Here is a 16,017-nt window from a genome sequence, read left to right as displayed (position 1 = left end):
GTCAGCCGTCTTCAGTGGAAGACGACGGCGCCGATCACGATCGCCAGCCCGACAAGGCTGGCGAGAAAGATGAAGGTGCGGATTTTGGGGATGCCCTTGCCGTAGACCGGCAGATAGACGACCCGCGCGCCGAGCCAGATCCAGCCACCGATGGCGGTCCACTCGCTCGTGCGTCCGGCCGCAACGGCGCCGAGCAGCGCCATGATCGCGATCGGCAGGGTTTCCTGGAAATTGGTCTGCGCCCGCGCCAGCCGACCGGCATAGGGATTGAGCGGCGGCATGGCCTCGTCGCGAGCGCCCATATTCCACTCGATGCCATATTGCTTGGTCCGGGCGTCGCCGGCGGAAAAAACATGAACAAGCAGCAGCAGCGCCGCCAGGAAGAGGATGACGATCTCGACGGGCATGCGACAGCCTCCGATACTTCGATGGACGAAGCCCGTACTGTTGTCGCCGCCGGCCCGTCCAGTGCAGGCGCTGGGTCGCGCAGTTCCCAGGGGCGCAGAAGCCAATGGTATCGCCCGAGCGATCTTCGGCAAGAACTCTCCTGATCGGTCCTAGCACGCGGGCAGCAGGACGGCTCACGCGCTAGGTTCACGCAGGAACTTGCGACGGAGGTGGCGCGATGCGGGCGAAGACAGTGAGCGAGGCGGTCGAGAGCCGTAGGACGGTCCGCGCGTTTCTGCCGACTCCCGTGCCGCGCGACACGATCCTGTCCATTCTCGATCGCGCGCGGATGGCGCCCTCGGGATGCAACTTCCAGCCCTGGGAAGCGACCATCCTCACTGGCGAACCGCTGCGCGCGCTTCAGGCCAAAATGCTTGAGGCGCCGATGCAGGACCCGGTGGAATATGATGTTCAGCCCAAAGCGATCACCGAGGAATATCGGGATCGACTGCGCGCCATCGGCGCACTCATGTACGGCGCGGAAGGTGTCGGTCGCGACGATGCGGAGGGACGCCGCGCGCTTGGCCGGCGCAACCTGATCTCGTTTGGCGCGCCCGTCCTCCTGCTCTGCTATTTCCCACGCTTCATGGGGCCACCCCAATGGTCCGACGTCGGAATGTGGCTTCAGACCATCATGCTTCTGGCGCGCGAGGAAGGGCTCGACACCTGCCCGCAGGAGGCCCTGGCCATCCATGCGCGCCTTATCAAGGCGCATATCGGCGTCGACGATACGACGCACATCTTCTTCTGCGGGCTCGGGATCGGATTTCGTGACGCGGAGACGGACACGAACCGCCACGAGCGCCCTCGCGTGCCCCTCGAGCGACAGGTGCGCCTCATCGGCTTCTGACCGCGCATCCCGCCTGACCAGAGCGCCTGCGCGGGTGGGGCGGGGCGGCGTTGCCTTGCTCGGCCGAACGCCTTCCTGCCCGAGACGGCCGCGGAACGCCGACGAGATCGCGGGCGCCACCCTCAGGACCGACCCTTCCGACCGGGCCGACGCGCCCTCAGTGCGCGGCGGCGTCCGCCAGGCGGCGCTTGCGCTGCGCGATGATGTTGGGCTGGCCGGTATGGGCGGTGACGCCGCCGTCGACGACCATCACGCTGCCGGTGATGTAGGAGGCTTCGTCCGAGGCCAGGAAGGCAATGGCGCTCGCGACTTCGACGGGCGTGCCATAGCGGCCAAGCGGAATCCGGTCGGTCCATTCCTGCTTGTCGGCATCCGACCCATGGCTGCCGACGCCCATCGCCGTCTGGGCCACGGCGCCAGGGCAAAGCGCATTCACGCGGATATGGTCCCGCGCCGCATCGAGCGCGAGTGTGCGGGTGAAGTTCACGACGGCGCCCTTGGAGGCGCTGTAGGCGCCGAACCCATAGTCCCCCGCCAGACCCGAAATCGAGGCGACGTTGACGATGGCGCCGCCGCCGCTGGCCCTCATCGCGGGAATGGCGACCCTGCAGGCGTAGAAAACGGCGTTCACGTTGATCGCAAAGACCCTGTCCCAGGCGTCGAACGGCATGTCCTCGGCCTCCGCGAGATAGCCCACGCCGGCATTGTTGATGAGGATGTCCAGGCGACCATAAAGGCGGACCGTCTCCTCGATCGTGGCTGCCGCGGCCGCCGGATCTGTCACGTCGCAGGCGAGATAGTGCACGGACGCCGCATCGGCGGGGGCATTGACGTCGGCCACGATCACCTGAGCGCCCTCGGCTGCGAGCCGCTCCACCGTAGCGGCGCCGATGCCGGAGGAGCCTCCTGTGACAATCGCGACCTTGCCTGAAAAGCGTCCCGTCATGTCCGTCCTTCTCGTTTTCTCTCCGTCGACCATCGCACCAGGCGGTGGGCCGCGGAAGCGTCCGACATCGCCGGGACGCTAACCGCATCAGGCGGCCTCGTTCGCCTGCTCGGAATAAGCGCGCCGGACATCCTCCGGCAGTGGCGTCGGGCCGTCCGCGTCGGCCATGACGATGACGGTCTCGGCATAGACCGCACTTTGTCCATTCTGTCTGAGCGCCTGGCCCATCACGAACGAGGTCCGTCCGACCGAAAGGATCGTGGTCGCAATCTCAACGGGGGCCGGGTGATAGAGCTCGCGGGCGAATTCGACGCGAAGGCTTGCCACCATGGCGCGCAGGCTATGGGTCATCCGGGGAAGACCAATCGCACCGTTGAACCGCGTGCGGGCCTCCTGAAGCAGCGTGACGGCCGCGCCGTTGTTGATATGACCCTGCATGTCCAGGTCGGCGAAGCGCGTCGCGATCAGTTCAACGACAGGCTCGCGCGCGGCGTCTATCCGATTCCGGTCGATCCTCGACATTCGTCCCAGTCCTCATGGTGAGCACCGGCAGGACCGACGTCCTGCTCGTGCGCCGCGCACGCGATCGCTTGGCAAGGCCTGAACGCAACGGCATGATGGCAATGCAATAAAGTGACCCATCGTGGCAAGATGGACGGGGATGGGTGATGCACGAGGAAGGCAAACGGGGCGGCGCGCAGCCCCTCTCGCTCGACATGCTGGGATCGAGCACGGGAAGCCGTGCCGTCGCGTGGAGCGAGCGCGACACGATGCTTTACGCGCTCGGCGTGGGCGCGGGCCGGGACGGATCGGAAGCGGAACTGGGCTTCGTTACCGAGAATAGCGGCGGATGCGGCCTGCAGGCGATCCCGAGCTTCGTCACCGCCCTGGTCGTCGCCGCCGAGCGGCCACCCGCCATGGCGGCGCTCGATGCGGGGCGGTTCCTTCATGCGGGCCAGGCATTCGAGCTTCCCGAGCCTTTCCCCGCGTCGGGACGCGGGCTGCTGACGAACGCGATCACCGGACTGCGCGACACGGGTGCCGATGCGATCGTCACGAACAGCGCAACGCTCAGGCACGACCAGGATGGGCGGGTCCTGGCGAGGCTCCGCTCGTCGATCTTCGTGCGCGGGGGAGGCGGGTTCGACAAGAGCCCGAGCGAGGGCGTGCCATGGTCGCTTCCCGCCCGGGATCCGGACCGGGAGATCGTCGTCGAGACGCGCCCCGACCAGGCCTTGCTGTACCGGCTGTCCGGCGATCGCCACCGCCTGCATAGCGATCCGGCCTTCGCCAGGAAGCTGGGATTCGAGCGGCCCATCCTCCACGGCCTGTGCACCTATGGCATCGCCTGCCGGGCGCTGGTCCGGGCCGCGGCCGACGGTATGCCCTCGCGTCTGCGCGGGATGGACGCGCGCTTCCGCAGGCCGGTGATGCCGGGCGATACGCTCGCGACCCAGGTCTGGCTCGACGGAACGACGGCGGCGCTGTTTCGGGTCGTGGGCGCGCAAGGCCAGGTCGTTCTGGATCGCGGGACGGCGTTGCTGGCCGCAGAGCTCCGGCCGTGACGCCGAGGAACGCGGCAGCGATGTTTTCGGGTCGCCTTGACAGGCCCGGGTCGATCCGTTCGATTGCACGGTGATAATGCGCTGATGCCGTTGCATTCGGCCAGCCTGTTGATAGCTGATCTTCCTGAGGATGAGTCGTGACCGAACTCTCGACCAAGACCGCATTTCATTACGACCCCTATTCGGAAGAGGCACGGCGCGACCCGCAGAGTCTGTACCCGACGCTGCGTGAACATCATCGCGCTTATTACATACCCGATTACGATGCCTATGCGATCAGCCGCTATGACGATGTGTGGGCGGCCTTCATGGACGCCAAGAATTTCACAGAGTCCGAAGGCCAGGTCTTTCCGCGCAGCCAGATGCTGGTCCATCATCGCGGCGACCCGCCCAAGGCGTCCATCGATCCGAAGACGATGTTCCTGTTTCTCGACCCGCCGGTCCATTCGAGCTTCCGCACGGCGCTTGCGAGCCCGTTCATGAAGGGGAATGTCGGCAAGCTGGAGCCGCAGATCACCGCGCTGATCCGCCGCCAGCTCGATCTCTGCATCGCCAAGGGGCGCTTCGACCTCAACGCCGATTTCGCCAGCTATATCTCGGTGGGAGCGACCGCGATCCTCATGGGGCTGCCGGTCGAGGACAGCGGCGCGATCATCGACCTGGTCAACCGCATGGTCGCACGGGATCCGCAAAAGCCCGGTCCAACGGCCGACGGGATCGCCGCGCGAGGGGAGATCATCGACTTCCTCACCGTCGCGATTCAGCGCCGCCGACGCGAGGAGGGCGAAGCCAGTCGGGTGATCGATCCGCTGATCCATGGCGACATGATCGGCAGGCCCCAGACCGACACCGAAATCGCAAACGACATTCTCGGCATCCTGGTCGGAGGGACGGAGACCGTCCCGAAGGTGTTTTCGGGCGGCCTGCTGGAGCTGCAGAGGCGACCCGAGCAGCTGGCGGCGGTCCGCGCCGATATCGACGCGCATGCTCCGCTCGCCTTCGAGGAGATGTTGCGCTTCAACGCACCGGCACAGTGGTTCGGCCGGACGGCGAAGAACCCGGTCGAGGTCGCAGGCGTGACGGTCGAGCCTGGGCAGCGCGTGATGCTCCTCATCGCCGCGGCCAATCGCGATCCGCGCGAGTTCGACGACCCCGACGCGTTCATTTGGAACCGCAAGGCGCGCCGGATGCTGAGCTTCGGTGTCGGACCGCATTTCTGTATCGGCATCCACCTGGCGAGGCTGGAAGGCCAGATCATGCTCAAGGAGTTCCTCCGCGCCACCCGGGATTTCAGGATCGAGCCCGACGCCGGCGAGTGGGCGGTTTCCGAGTTCCAGATCGGCTGGACGAAGCTTCCCGTGACGGTCGTCCCGGCATGACGCGCCACGCACGAGGCGATCACGGGAGGAACAAATGCTGACCCACGTCACGCTCGGCAGCAACGACATCGACAGGTCGCGCGCCTTCTATGATGCCGCGCTCGAACCCTTGGGGCTCAAGCGCCTCATGGATGGCGAGGTCTATTCCATCTGGGGCGCAGACCGTCCCTCTGTGGTTGTACGCACCCCCCTGAATGGCGAGCCTGCGACCTTCGCCAACGGCGGGACGGTCGGCTTCGCAGCGCCCACCGATGCGGCGGTCGCCGCATTTTATGCCGCCGCACTGGCATCGGGCGGCACGTGCGAAGGACCGCCGGGCCCGCGCGAAGCTGCCGGCGGACTGGTGGGCGCCTATGTGCGCGACCCCGACGGCAACAAGATGTGCGCCTATAGCTATGTGACCGGATAATCCGCCGCACCACCGAATTGTGTCCGGGCCGGCGCACGTCCAGTCTGTCGTGAATCCTCACGTCGCAACCGTATCGAAGAGCCCCGTTATCGGGGAACCATGGGAGCTTGCCAGATGCCGAAACTGATCGTTGTCACCCGCGAGGGCGTCGAGACGGAGCTCGATGCCGGCGAGGGTATCTCGGTGATGGAGGCGATCCGCGATGCAGGCTTTGATGAACTGCTCGCCTTGTGCGGGGGGTGCTGCTCCTGCGCGACCTGTCATGTCCTCGTCGATCCCGCAGGCTTCGCGATGCTGCCGCCGATGAGCGAGGACGAGAACGACCTGCTCGACAGCTCCGAACATCGCGGGCCGACGTCGCGCCTGTCGTGCCAGATCCAGATCAATGCGGCCCTCGATGGGCTCAAAGTGCAGATCGCGCCGGAGGATTGATCGAAACGCCGGCCTTGATGCGGGACCGATTGTCCCGCGCGGTCAATCTGCGCGACCTGGGCGGCTTTCAGGCTTTCCCGGACGGGACGGTCGTTCGTCGCGGACGGCTGTATCGCGCGGCGACGCTGTCAGGGCTCGATGGCGAGTTGCTCGAGGTTGTCCGCGCGCTCGGCATCCGGACGATCATCGATTTCCGCCATAATGGCGAGCGGACCGCCTTTCCGACGCCTTGGGAGGCACTGGGCTGCACCGATTATTGGTGTCGCGATCATCATGCCTCGGGCGCCGACCTCGGCCCGCTGCTGCGCAGCCCCGATTTGACAGCGGACGACAGCCGCGGCGCGATGCTGTCCCTGTACCGGGCGCTTCCCTACGAGCAGAGCGATGCCTTCATCCGGCTGTTTCGATCGGTGATCGACGGACGCTGGCCGGTCCTGTTCCACTGTGCGGCCGGCAAGGACCGGACGGGCGTTGCCGCCGCGTTGATCCTCGCCGCGCTCGGTGTCGCTCGAACCGATATCGTGAAGGATTACGGCCTGACAGCGGAGTTCGACCTGCTGGCCTCGCCGCCCGTCAAGGGACGACCGCCCATGTCGGACGCCAGACGGGCCAGCGTTTCTCCGATGATCGTGCCGGATCCTGCCTATCTCGATGCGATGTTCGAGGCGGTGACCGAGCGCAGCGGTTCGCTCGATGCCTATCTCGCCGAGACCCTCGCGCTGACGGCCGACGACCGCGAGACGCTGCGCGCCGTGCTGCTCGAATGACGATGTGAAAAGCGCTGGCGCGCGAGCCGGCGGTGCCCACCGCGCACCGGCGGCGCCGCTTCAGGCTATGTCTTCGTCCTGCACGACCGGCCTGCTGTCCCGGGTCGCGCGCATCCGCGAAGCCGGATCAGCGGGATCGCTGGTCAGCACGACATGGTCGTCATGGACTTCGAGCAAGGTGCCGGCAAAGGGCATGCCCGACAGGCTGCCCGTGACCCGATAGCTCACCGCGTCGCCGACCTTGAAACTGGCGGGATCGAAATTGAAACTGAAGGGGCAGCTTTCGCCCTGCATTGTGTCCATCGCCGACTCCTTTCCCGACCAGATCCTAGGGCCTGTGCCCGCCCGTCGCCACAGTCTTGGCCCGGATGGCGCCGGCGATCGGGCAGGGAGACCATGGCATTTCGCGGCCCGCTCGCGTCGTCAACCGCGCCATTGGCCGAGCGTATCGCCGATATGCCGCACGAAGCGCGCGGCATCGGCACCGTTGATCACACGATGGTCGTAGCTCAGCGACAAGGGCAGGAGACGACGCGGCTTGAATTCGCTGCCATCCCAGACGGGCTTGGTCTGGATGCCGGTGACGCCCAGGATGGCGACTTCGGGCGCGTTGATGATCGGCGTAAAATAGGTGCCGCCGATGCCGCCGAGCGACGAGATCGAGACGGAGCCGCCCTGCATGCGGTCGAGCGGCAAGCCCTTTGACCGGGCGAGCGCGCTGACCTCCTTCAGTTCGGCCGAAAGCTCGGTAATGTCCTTGGAATCGCAATCGCGCAGCACCGGCACGAGCAGTCCCAGCGGGCCGTCGACGGCGATGCCGACGTGGAAGTATTTCTTGAGGATCAGGCTGTCGCCATCGGCCGACAAGGAGGCGTTGAAGTGCGGGAAGGCCTCGAGCGCGGCCACCACGGCCTTGATCAGAAAGATCAGGGGCGACGCCTTCGCTCCGGGCGCCAGGCTGGCCCGATTGCTCTCGAGATCGGTGACGTCGACCTCGTCATGATGGGTCACGTGCGGGATCTGGCTGGCATTGGCGCTCAGCGTCCGCCCGACGAGCTTCTGGAAGCGGCTCAGCTTGACGGTCTGCGTCTGCCCGAACGAGGCGAAGGGATCCAGGGGATCGAATGCTTCTGGCATGGCCGGCTCCAAGATGGCGGTAGCGCAACTGCGCAACCGTCGCCTGTACTCAGGCCAACCCGACGCAGATAGCGGCTTGCGCGCCGTCCATTGAAAAGGCGCTCGAGCGATATGCGACAGGGCAGGTGCAATCCTACGATCGTGACATATTCGCCTTAACTATCTGATGGCGAACGAATAAAACTATCAGACGCGGTTGACCATGTCGCATCGGTGCGGGCCTGGGTCATGCTGTTTGCTTGACAAGACTTTCCGCGCTTCGGCAATGCACATATGCATAGGCGTTTTTTGAAATGGGTGCGCCGGGGAGGGTTTCGTGGCCACGTACGACATCGTCATTCAGAACGGGACTGTGATCGACGGTCTCCAGACACCGCGATATCGCGGTGACATCGGCATCAAGGATGGCCTGATCGTCACGATGGGCGGCGCCATTCCGGCAGAACTTGGCGAAAAAGTCATCGACGCGCACGGCAAGATCGTCGCGCCGGGCGTCATCGATCTTCACACCCATTATGACAGCCAGCTTTTCTGGGATCCGTGGTGCACGATGTCCGGATGGCACGGCGTCACCAGCGTGGTGATCGGCAATTGCGGATTCGGCTTTGCGCCCTGCAAGCCCGAGGATCGCGAGCGCGCCATGCTCAGCCTTGTCCGGAACGAGGCCGTGCCGCTGGAGACGATGCGTCAGGGCATGCCCTGGGACTGGGTCACCTATCGCGAATATCTCGACAGCGTGGAGCGGGCGCCCAAGGGCGTGAACGTCATGTCGTTCGTGCCGCTGGCGCCGATCTACGGCTATGTCATCGGCATCGACGAAGCCAAGAAGCGGGACGCGACCGAGGACGAGCTCCAGCAGATGTGCGATCTGTTGCTGGAAGGCATGGACGCGGGCGGCTGCGGGTTCAGCATCCAGATCATGGGCGATGTGGGCAACGTCCAGCTCGATCATGACGGCACGCCGATGGTGACGGATCTTATCAGCCGGCGCGACCTCACCGCCTTTTCGAGGACCATGGGTAGCACGGGCCGCGGCATTTCGCAGATGACCGGCGAGCTCGACAATGCCGAGCTGATCGCCCGGGAGAGCGGGCGGCCCGCCATCTGGAACGCGCTGATGGCGGAAGGCGCGCTCAACCAGCATGGGGGCGCCAAGATCCAGCCGCGCGAGGCCATCGCTCGTCTCAAGACGCTGAACGAAGTCGACGGCGTGCGGATCTACGCGCAGGCCCAGACGGTCAATTTCGCCTCGCAGTTCACGTTCGAGGATTACAATCTGGCCGACGCCATCCCTGCGTGGAAGGAGATCTGCACAGGGACGGTCGCCGAGAAGCTCGAGAAGTTCAAGGATCCCGCGCGGCGTACCGCGCTCAAGGCGATCCATGAGGAGCGCGGCGGGCTGTTCTCCTCGGGCTATGTGGTCGACCGCATCAAGGTCGCCTGGATCCCGCTCGACGTGCCGGACGGCTTGGCGCTGCAGGAACGGTATGAAGGCTTCTCGATCGGGGAGATCGCCGTCCGGGAAGGCAAGCATCCGCTCGACGTCATGCTCGACATTGCGGTCTGGGGCGGCCTTCAGAGCGGCTTCGAGACGGAAATGATCGTCACGCCGCCGGAAAACATGCAGGAGATCATCAAGGTGCCGACCGGTCTGCCGGGCATCAGCGATGGCGGCGCGCATACCAAGTTCGTCACGACCGGGCGTTTCCCATCCGACCTGCTGGGCTTGTGGTCGCGCGACCATGACCTGCTCTCGCTCGAGGAGGCGCACTGGCGTTTGTCCGCCTCGCCCGCACGGGCTGCAGGGCTGAAGGGCCGCGGATATCTCGCCGAAGGCATGGCCGCCGACGTCATCGTCTATGATGCTGACGCCATCGGGTCGCTGCCGCAGGAGCGGTTGTGGGACTATCCCGCAGGCGAGTGGCGCCTCGTCCAGAAGGCGACCGGCTATCATTTCATCATCGTCAACGGCGTCGTCACATTCATCGACGGCGAATGCACCCAGGCAACTCCGGGAAAGCTGCTGCGCCATGGCACTGCCTGACACCGACGCCCGCCCGCCCAAGGATGACGCAGCGCCGGGCGGGGCGCCGGCACCGGGTCCTTCGGCCGACTATCGCAAGGTCGTCGCGCGCAGCTTCGGAGACGCCGACGTGCTCGCGGTCGAGCGTGCGAGCCCTCTGCCCGAGCCGGGCGAGGGGGAGGTGCGCGTCCGCGTCGAGGCGGCGGGTACGGGCTATACCGACACGATCGTCCGGCGGGGGCGATATGCGCTCTACAAGGGCGGTCTCCCGTTCACGCCCGGCTATGACATTGCCGGAGTGGTCGACGCGCTGGGCGCCGGGGTCACCCAATGGGAGACTGGCGACCGCGTCTGCGACATGCCCGTGCATGGCGGCCATAGCGAATATCTGGTCCGACCGGCGGCCGATCTCGTGCGAGTCCCCGTGGGCGTCGACATGCTCGCGGCCGTCGAGATACCCCTGATGGGGGTGACCGCGTGGCAATTGCTGACCCGCTGCGTCTCGCTGGCGCCAGGATCGACCATATTGGTCGTGGGAGCGAGTGGGGCGGTGGGCCGTCTGCTGGTCTTGCTCGGCCGCATTCTGGGTCTGACCGTGATCGGGACCAGTTCCGGCGCGAAGCTGGGCCTCGTGGAAAGGCTCGGCGCGCTCGCGCTCGACTATCGGCGCGACGATCTGCGCGCGGCGATCCTGTCCGCCAGCCATGGCAAAGGCGTGGACGCGGCCTTCGATGCCGTCGGCGGAAGCAGCTGGGAGACGAGCTGGGCGGTCCTGGCAAAGGGCGGCGTTCTTGCCGGCTATGGCATGCAGGACTTTCTGGAATCGGGGGCACCGTCGACCGAAGCGATGCGGTCGCTCGAGCAGTTCAACACAGGCTGGAACGAAGAGGGCGCAGCCGATGGAACCCAGCGGCGCACCTTGTTCTACGACATCAACCTGCGGCGCGCCGCGCTTCCTGCCGAGTATCGCGCGGACGCCGAGCATCTCCTCGCGCTCATCGACACGGGCCAACTCGCCTTGCCCGCACCCGAGGTCGTGGCGCTCGAGGACGCGGCGTCGGCTCATCGGCGGATCGCCGGCGGAGACCTTCACCAGCGGCTTGTGATCCGACCCTAACAGCAAACAGCCGGCCGGACGCACCGGCCGCATCAATCTGGAGGATGCCTGGCAATGCTGAGCAAGGGCGACGATTATCCCATTCATCAGACACCGGACCCGATCGCGTTCGCCGGAACGGAGCGCAATTTCTACGACCGCTATTTCTTCAACGGCTATTCCGCCGACGGGTCCCTGTTCTTTCTCTTCGCGCTCGGCGTCTATCCCAACCTCAACATCATGGACGCAGCTTTCGCGGTCCGGATCGGCGACGTCCAATATAACCTGCGCGCCTCGCGGCATCTGAACATGGAGCGGATGGACATCGAGGTCGGTCCGATCAGGATCGAGATCCTCGAGCCGCTCAGGCGGCTTCGCCTGGTCGTCGCCGACAATGAGCACCAGATCGCGGCCGATCTGGTGTTCGAAGGGCGGCATGCGCCCGTCGAGGAAGTGCGCTCGACCCGACGCAACGGGCCGCGGGTGACGATGGACTATAGCCGGTTGACCCAGCTCGGCCGCTATTCGGGCTGGCTGCACGCGGGCGGACAGGACATCAGCGCCGAGGAGGCCGGCGTCATCGGCTCGCGCGATCGGTCCTGGGGTATGCGCGCCGTCGGTCTGCGCGATCCGCAGGAAATGGTGCCAGCGCCGACCCGGCAATTCCACTGGTATTGGGTGCCGGCCCATCTCGAGGACCGCATCGTCCATTTCTATCTCAACGAGGACGAGCAGGGGGCGATCTGGCATCGCGATCTGGTCATGGTGCATGATGACGGGCGGGTCGAACATCTCCATGCGCCGACGATCGCAACGACCGAACATCCCGGAACGCGCTGGCCGAGAGAGGGCGTCATCACCGCCTTCGACGATGCCGGCCGTGCCTATCGTGTTGAGATTCAGGCCGAAAAGAGGATCTATCTTTCGGGCGTCGGCTACATGCATCCCGAGTGGGGACATGGCTTCAACAAGGGGCCGTTCGCGATTGGCTATGACGAGATCCGGGCCGACGAGGTCACCGACCACGCGCCGCCCTATCTGCACACCGAGGCCTTCGCGCGACTGCGAATGGAGACACCCGACGGACGCGCAGTCGGCGGTATCGGAACCTTCGAATCGCTGAGCATGGGACCCAATCCCGCGCGCGGCTTCACCGGCATGTTCGACGCGCCATGAGCGAACTGGAACGGCGGCTCGCCGACTATCTCGCCCATCAGCAACCCGGCGCGCGCAACCTGTCCGTCACGAACCTTGCCCGCATCCAGGGCGGGAGCAGCCAGGAGACCTATCGGTTCCGGGCGACGTGGGAGGAAGAGGGGCGCGCGGTCGAGCGCAACCTTATCCTGCGTCGCGCACCGCCAGCCGGTCTTGTCGTGGCAGAGCGTGACATCGAATTCACGGTCTATCGCGCGCTGGCGGGTCACGGCGTCCCGGTGCCGGGCGCTTATCATTTCGAAACGGAGCCGTGCTGGCTCGATCGGCCCTTTTTCATCATGGATCTGATGCCGGGCAAGCCAGGGCATTTCTATGCGTCCGCAGACCCCTATGACGGTCAGAGCGACGCCGTCGCGCGGGCCTTCTGGCGCCACCTGGGCACCCTTGCCGCGCTCGACCACCGCGTTTTGGGCCTGGCCAAGATACGGAACGGCAAGGCGGACGACGACCTGTGGTCGCGGGAGCTGGATTGGTGGACCGCAATCCTCGAGAAGGGCGAAGACGTTCCCGAACCGATCGTCCATGCCGCCATCCGCTGGCTACGCCGCCATCCGCCGCCTGGCCCCGTCAAGCCGGCCATCGTTCATGGCGACTATCGCGCCGGCAATTTTCTGTTCACGCCGGACGGCCGCATCAGCGCCATCCTCGACTGGGAAATGTGCCACGTCGGCGACCCGCTCGAGGATGTCGCCTGGGCGATCGATCCCTTCTGGCCGATGACCCGCCATCTCGCGTTGGAAGAGGGTTTGCGCGAATGGGAGGCATCGAGCGGTCTGGTCGTGGACCGGCTTGCACTCGACTGGTGGCGGCTCTTTTCTGCGGTCAAGGCTTGCGCCATCTGGACGACCGCCGAAGCCAGTTTCACGCACGGCGAGGCACGTGAAATGGTCGTCGCGATGTCCGGCATTCGCGCGGGGCATTTTCATCGCAATCTGATCCTGACGCTCATGACCGAGCGCGGTATCGCTGCATGAACCTCACGCTCGAAACGCTGCTGCATGGTGTCGCCGCTACCTTGCGCGACCGTATCAGGCCCGAAGTCCCGGAGGGCTTCGCGGCGGAAATGTCGCGGTTGGCGACCTTGCTGGTGAGCGTGGCCGCCAACGCCGTGGATGATGCAGCGGCAGTGCGCGTCTGGGAAAATCAGGAAATGCGCCAGCTCTTCGCCGATGCAGTCAGCCTCGTCGACGGCGATCTGTCATCCCGCCTTGCCGAGGCGGCCGCATCGGTCGACCCTGGTCTGCGGATCAGCGAACTGGACGGCGCGAACGGCCGCCTGCGCACGGTGCTGATCGCGTTGCAGGCCGAGATCGAGGTCGATCGGCGCGCGGCGGCGCAGGACCTGAACGCGCGGATCTGGGGGCTGTTGCGCACGGTCGAGGAGCGACGCGCACCCCGCATGTGAAACGATCCGATCCCTGCTTTCAATCCCACCATCTGGCGGCGGGCGCCGACCATGCCTGTCTCCAGGTGGTGGGCCCGACGCCGGAACCGGACGTTGCCGTGCTCCTGCCCGCCTGGCGGGAGCTCGCGGCGGCCCTGCCGGCCTGACGCGACCGTGTCGCTATCGCCCGGGCGGTAAGTGGGGCGCCGGCTGCCGCAGAACGGTCAATCCGTCTTCGAAGCTGTGGCCGGTGGGCTAAAGACGAAGGCGACAGACTCTCGCTCGGTGCGGATGTCCGCGGAAGAGGAAAATCATGACGACCTATCTCGTGTTCACCCGGCTAGCGACGACGGACCAGTCCGAGATGGATGTCTATTCCAGCAAGGTTGGCGCGACGTTCGCGGGTCATCCCGTCACGCCGCTCGCCGCTTATGGCGCCCAAGAAATCCTCGAAGGGTCGGATCATGAAGGCATGGTCGTGCTGGCCTTTCCGGACAAGGAGGCGGCACTCGGCTGGTATCAGAGCCCGGCCTATCAGGAGGCTCGTGCCCACCGGTTCAAAGGCGCCAGCTATCAGGTGACCCTGACCGAGGGCCTGTAGGGTCGAACATCAAGCCGGTCCGCGAAACGAAGTCGAAAGCAGGCGCCGGTCCGGCGTGTCGTGGCGCAGCCGACCGTCGCGCCGGTTGCGAAACCAACGGCCGGCAACGAGACGGGGAGGGGGCGCGGATGGTTGAAGACGAGAGTCCGCAGGCGGCGCTCGGCGCGGCAAGGCTCGATACCTTTCCGAAGCTGTTGCACGCCGCTGCCGCCGCTTATGGCGAAGAACCGGCGGTCGTTCTCCACGCCGAGACGATCCCGGACGATGCCATCAGCTTTTCCGGGCTGGAGCGCGCGTCCGCCGAACTCGCCCGGGCCCTGCTGGGACGCGGCGTGGGCAAGGGATGCCGGATCGGCTTCATCTATGGCAATAGCCCGACCTTCGCGGTCCTGCTCGCCGCCATCGCGCGCATCGGCGCGATCGCCATCCCGCTGAGCACTCTGGTCAAGGCCGACGAGCTCGTGCGCGTGTTGCGACAGTCGGACGTCCATGGTCTGATCGTCCAGCGCTCGCTTCTGGGACATGATTATGTCGATCGTCTGTGCGACGCGCTGCCCGCTCTGGCCAACGCCACCTCAGCCAATCTGCAAATTCCGGATGCGCCATATCTGCGCTGGATCGTCAGCGACGGCGCCGATCTGCCCGCGTCCATCCACCCGCGGTCCTGGCTGACCGACGCGGCCGGCGGCGTGAGCGACGCCATGTTGCGCGCCGTCGAGGACGCCGTTCATGCCACCGACCAGCTTCTGGAGATCTACACGTCAGGGTCGATGGCCGCGCCCAAGGGGGTGAAGCATCTCCACGGCCCGGTTCTGTTTCGCGCCGACTATATCGCGAGGATGACCAAGCGTGTGCGCGGCCAGGAAGCGGCCGCCATCCTGCCCATGTTCTGGGTCGGCGGGCTGGGCATCGTCCTCCTGCCGAGCCTCATCTCGGGCGCGTGCACGGTCTGCACGGAAGGCACGTCGACGAGCAGCCGCCACGCGATGGGCAGCGTCCTGGCCGCCGACGACCTCGCCATGATGGCCCAGGCCACGCCCTATTGGGCGCTGGGCATGAGCGAGACGTTCGGGCCTTACGCCTATGGCGACGTGTTGCGCGCGGACGGCTTTCCGCTGTGCGCGCCGCTCGATCATATCGCCGAGCGCTACGAGGTCCGCGTGGCCGACACGGACGACCGGCCCGTCGGCGACGGCGAGGTCGGCGAGATCCAGGTGCGCGGCTATGCGCTGACGCCGGGCCTCCACAAGTTCGAGCGGGCGGACTATTTCACAGCCGACGGCTATTATCGCACCGGCGATCTTGGGCTCCTCGACGGTCCCCGCATCCACTTTGTCGGCCGCAGCGGCGACATGATCAAGACGTCCGGATCCAACGTCTCTCCGGCCGAAGTCGAGCAAGAATTGATGCAGATCGACGGCGTCCAGGCGGCCTATGTCGTGGGACTGCCCGACGCAAGGCGCGGCGAACGCGTCGCCGCAGCAATCGTGTCGCGCGATGGGACTGTGTTGGATTTCAACGATTTGGACAGTCATTTGCGCGGCCGTTTGTCGAGATACAAGACGCCACAGACCTACATCCAGATCGCGCCCCACGAAGTCCCGATGCTTCCCAGCAACAAGGTGGCCCGCCGCCTAATCCGGGACATGATCGCCGAGCGGACCGCGCAGGAAGCCGTCTAGGCGGCCCGGGCGCGGATCCCGTGATGGATGGCCTCGACCCGCCCGTTTTTCCGTTTCCAGCGCCCCGGCCGGTTTGACAGGAAA

Annotated in this window: 18 protein-coding genes; 13 read left to right on the top strand and 5 right to left on the bottom strand. The window is 65.8% G+C overall.

Features of this window, described 5'->3' with window-relative positions; genetic code table 11:
* Positions 1–11 precede the first annotated feature (11 nt).
* Positions 12–407 carry an MAPEG family protein gene (locus Q4F19_RS08985; RefSeq protein WP_303541716.1) on the bottom strand — a complete coding sequence of 132 codons (396 nt, stop codon included), beginning with the start codon at positions 405–407 and terminating at the stop codon, positions 12–14.
* 218 nt (positions 408–625) lie between these two features.
* Between Q4F19_RS08985 and Q4F19_RS08980 the strand changes: the two genes are divergently transcribed.
* Entirely contained in the window at positions 626–1,297 is a 672-nt protein-coding gene (locus tag Q4F19_RS08980) for a nitroreductase (protein WP_303541714.1), read from the top strand.
* 157 nt (positions 1,298–1,454) lie between these two features.
* Here the strand turns inward: Q4F19_RS08980 and budC are convergent, their stop codons facing one another.
* Positions 1,455–2,243 (bottom strand): meso-2,3-butanediol dehydrogenase, encoded by a 789-nt coding sequence (gene budC / locus Q4F19_RS08975; RefSeq protein ID WP_303541713.1) that lies wholly within the window; start codon positions 2,241–2,243, stop codon positions 1,455–1,457.
* Between the two features lie 87 nt (positions 2,244–2,330).
* The gene (locus Q4F19_RS08970; protein WP_303541711.1) at positions 2,331–2,765 is read right to left on the bottom strand and encodes an acyl-CoA thioesterase; all 435 of its coding nucleotides are present in this window, start codon (positions 2,763–2,765) and stop codon (positions 2,331–2,333) included.
* A gap of 146 nt (positions 2,766–2,911) precedes the next feature.
* Here Q4F19_RS08970 and Q4F19_RS08965 point away from each other — a divergent pair, with 146 nt between their 5' ends.
* From Q4F19_RS08965 to Q4F19_RS08945, 5 genes are all read left to right on the top strand, one after another.
* Positions 2,912–3,808, top strand: coding sequence for a MaoC/PaaZ C-terminal domain-containing protein (locus Q4F19_RS08965; RefSeq protein WP_303541709.1), 897 nt, complete (start codon positions 2,912–2,914; stop codon positions 3,806–3,808).
* Between the two features lie 137 nt (positions 3,809–3,945).
* Positions 3,946–5,187, top strand: coding sequence for a cytochrome P450 (locus tag Q4F19_RS08960; protein WP_303541707.1), 1,242 nt, complete (start codon positions 3,946–3,948; stop codon positions 5,185–5,187).
* A gap of 34 nt (positions 5,188–5,221) precedes the next feature.
* On the top strand, positions 5,222–5,596 hold the full coding sequence (locus Q4F19_RS08955) for a VOC family protein (protein ID WP_303541705.1): 375 nt from the start codon (positions 5,222–5,224) through the stop codon (positions 5,594–5,596).
* Between the two features lie 114 nt (positions 5,597–5,710).
* A complete protein-coding gene (locus Q4F19_RS08950) occupies positions 5,711–6,028 on the top strand; it encodes a 2Fe-2S iron-sulfur cluster-binding protein (protein WP_303541703.1) in 318 nt (105 codons plus the stop codon).
* Positions 6,029–6,045: 17 nt separating this feature from the next.
* A complete protein-coding gene (locus Q4F19_RS08945; protein ID WP_303541701.1) occupies positions 6,046–6,795 on the top strand; it encodes a tyrosine-protein phosphatase in 750 nt (249 codons plus the stop codon).
* 60 nt (positions 6,796–6,855) lie between these two features.
* On the opposite strand, the gene Q4F19_RS08940 is transcribed toward Q4F19_RS08945, so the two are convergent.
* A complete protein-coding gene (locus Q4F19_RS08940) occupies positions 6,856–7,098 on the bottom strand; it encodes a hypothetical protein (RefSeq protein ID WP_303541699.1) in 243 nt (80 codons plus the stop codon).
* Positions 7,099–7,218: 120 nt separating this feature from the next.
* Positions 7,219–7,932, bottom strand: coding sequence for a 2-oxo acid dehydrogenase subunit E2 (locus Q4F19_RS08935; protein WP_303541697.1), 714 nt, complete (start codon positions 7,930–7,932; stop codon positions 7,219–7,221).
* Between the two features lie 316 nt (positions 7,933–8,248).
* On the opposite strand from Q4F19_RS08935, the gene Q4F19_RS08930 reads away from it, so the two are divergent.
* The 7 genes from Q4F19_RS08930 (at position 8,249) to Q4F19_RS08900 (ending at position 15,933) form a co-directional block, all read left to right on the top strand.
* Positions 8,249–9,976 (top strand): N-acyl-D-amino-acid deacylase family protein, encoded by a 1,728-nt coding sequence (locus tag Q4F19_RS08930; protein WP_303541694.1) that lies wholly within the window; start codon positions 8,249–8,251, stop codon positions 9,974–9,976.
* Positions 9,963–11,072, top strand: a complete 1,110-nt coding sequence (locus Q4F19_RS08925; protein ID WP_303541692.1) for an alcohol dehydrogenase catalytic domain-containing protein — start codon at positions 9,963–9,965, stop codon at positions 11,070–11,072. Before Q4F19_RS08930 ends, Q4F19_RS08925 begins: the two co-directional genes overlap by 14 nt.
* A 54-nt stretch (positions 11,073–11,126) precedes the next feature.
* Positions 11,127–12,227, top strand: coding sequence for a hypothetical protein (locus Q4F19_RS08920; RefSeq protein WP_303541690.1), 1,101 nt, complete (start codon positions 11,127–11,129; stop codon positions 12,225–12,227).
* Entirely contained in the window at positions 12,224–13,240 is a 1,017-nt protein-coding gene (locus tag Q4F19_RS08915) for a phosphotransferase family protein (protein WP_303541688.1), read from the top strand. Before Q4F19_RS08920 ends, Q4F19_RS08915 begins: the two co-directional genes overlap by 4 nt.
* A complete protein-coding gene (locus Q4F19_RS08910; RefSeq protein WP_303541686.1) occupies positions 13,237–13,671 on the top strand; it encodes a hypothetical protein in 435 nt (144 codons plus the stop codon). Before Q4F19_RS08915 ends, Q4F19_RS08910 begins: the two co-directional genes overlap by 4 nt.
* A gap of 292 nt (positions 13,672–13,963) precedes the next feature.
* A complete protein-coding gene (locus Q4F19_RS08905; protein ID WP_303541683.1) occupies positions 13,964–14,251 on the top strand; it encodes a DUF1330 domain-containing protein in 288 nt (95 codons plus the stop codon).
* A gap of 128 nt (positions 14,252–14,379) precedes the next feature.
* Positions 14,380–15,933: a class I adenylate-forming enzyme family protein gene (locus tag Q4F19_RS08900; protein ID WP_303541681.1), complete on the top strand. Its 1,554-nt coding sequence runs from the start codon at positions 14,380–14,382 to the stop codon at positions 15,931–15,933.
* The last annotated feature ends 84 nt before the right edge of the window (positions 15,934–16,017 follow it).

Origin of the sequence: Sphingomonas natans (assembly GCF_030546695.1) — a bacterium.
Classification (GTDB): Bacteria; Pseudomonadota; Alphaproteobacteria; order Sphingomonadales; family Sphingomonadaceae; genus Sphingomonas_I; species Sphingomonas_I natans.
This window is presented reverse-complemented; position numbering and strand designations above follow the sequence as displayed.

Excerpts from the sequence above, each read along its gene's own strand:
- Q4F19_RS08940 (WP_303541699.1), bottom strand. The coding sequence starts at position 7,098 with ATGGACACAATGCAGGGCGAAAGCTGCCCCTTCAGTTTCAATTTCGAT.
- Q4F19_RS08915 (WP_303541688.1), top strand. The coding sequence starts at position 12,224 with ATGAGCGAACTGGAACGGCGGCTCGCCGACTATCTCGCCCATCAGCAA.
- budC (WP_303541713.1), bottom strand. The coding sequence starts at position 2,243 with ATGACGGGACGCTTTTCAGGCAAGGTCGCGATTGTCACAGGAGGCTCC.
- Q4F19_RS08985 (WP_303541716.1), bottom strand. The coding sequence starts at position 407 with ATGCCCGTCGAGATCGTCATCCTCTTCCTGGCGGCGCTGCTGCTGCTT.
- Q4F19_RS08910 (WP_303541686.1), top strand. The coding sequence starts at position 13,237 with ATGAACCTCACGCTCGAAACGCTGCTGCATGGTGTCGCCGCTACCTTG.
- Q4F19_RS08925 (WP_303541692.1), top strand. The coding sequence starts at position 9,963 with ATGGCACTGCCTGACACCGACGCCCGCCCGCCCAAGGATGACGCAGCG.
- Q4F19_RS08935 (WP_303541697.1), bottom strand. The coding sequence starts at position 7,932 with ATGCCAGAAGCATTCGATCCCCTGGATCCCTTCGCCTCGTTCGGGCAG.
- Q4F19_RS08980 (WP_303541714.1), top strand. The coding sequence starts at position 626 with ATGCGGGCGAAGACAGTGAGCGAGGCGGTCGAGAGCCGTAGGACGGTC.
- Q4F19_RS08955 (WP_303541705.1), top strand. The coding sequence starts at position 5,222 with ATGCTGACCCACGTCACGCTCGGCAGCAACGACATCGACAGGTCGCGC.
- Q4F19_RS08950 (WP_303541703.1), top strand. The coding sequence starts at position 5,711 with ATGCCGAAACTGATCGTTGTCACCCGCGAGGGCGTCGAGACGGAGCTC.
- Q4F19_RS08965 (WP_303541709.1), top strand. The coding sequence starts at position 2,912 with ATGCACGAGGAAGGCAAACGGGGCGGCGCGCAGCCCCTCTCGCTCGAC.
- Q4F19_RS08905 (WP_303541683.1), top strand. The coding sequence starts at position 13,964 with ATGACGACCTATCTCGTGTTCACCCGGCTAGCGACGACGGACCAGTCC.
- Q4F19_RS08945 (WP_303541701.1), top strand. The coding sequence starts at position 6,046 with ATGCGGGACCGATTGTCCCGCGCGGTCAATCTGCGCGACCTGGGCGGC.
- Q4F19_RS08920 (WP_303541690.1), top strand. The coding sequence starts at position 11,127 with ATGCTGAGCAAGGGCGACGATTATCCCATTCATCAGACACCGGACCCG.
- Q4F19_RS08900 (WP_303541681.1), top strand. The coding sequence starts at position 14,380 with ATGGTTGAAGACGAGAGTCCGCAGGCGGCGCTCGGCGCGGCAAGGCTC.
- Q4F19_RS08970 (WP_303541711.1), bottom strand. The coding sequence starts at position 2,765 with ATGTCGAGGATCGACCGGAATCGGATAGACGCCGCGCGCGAGCCTGTC.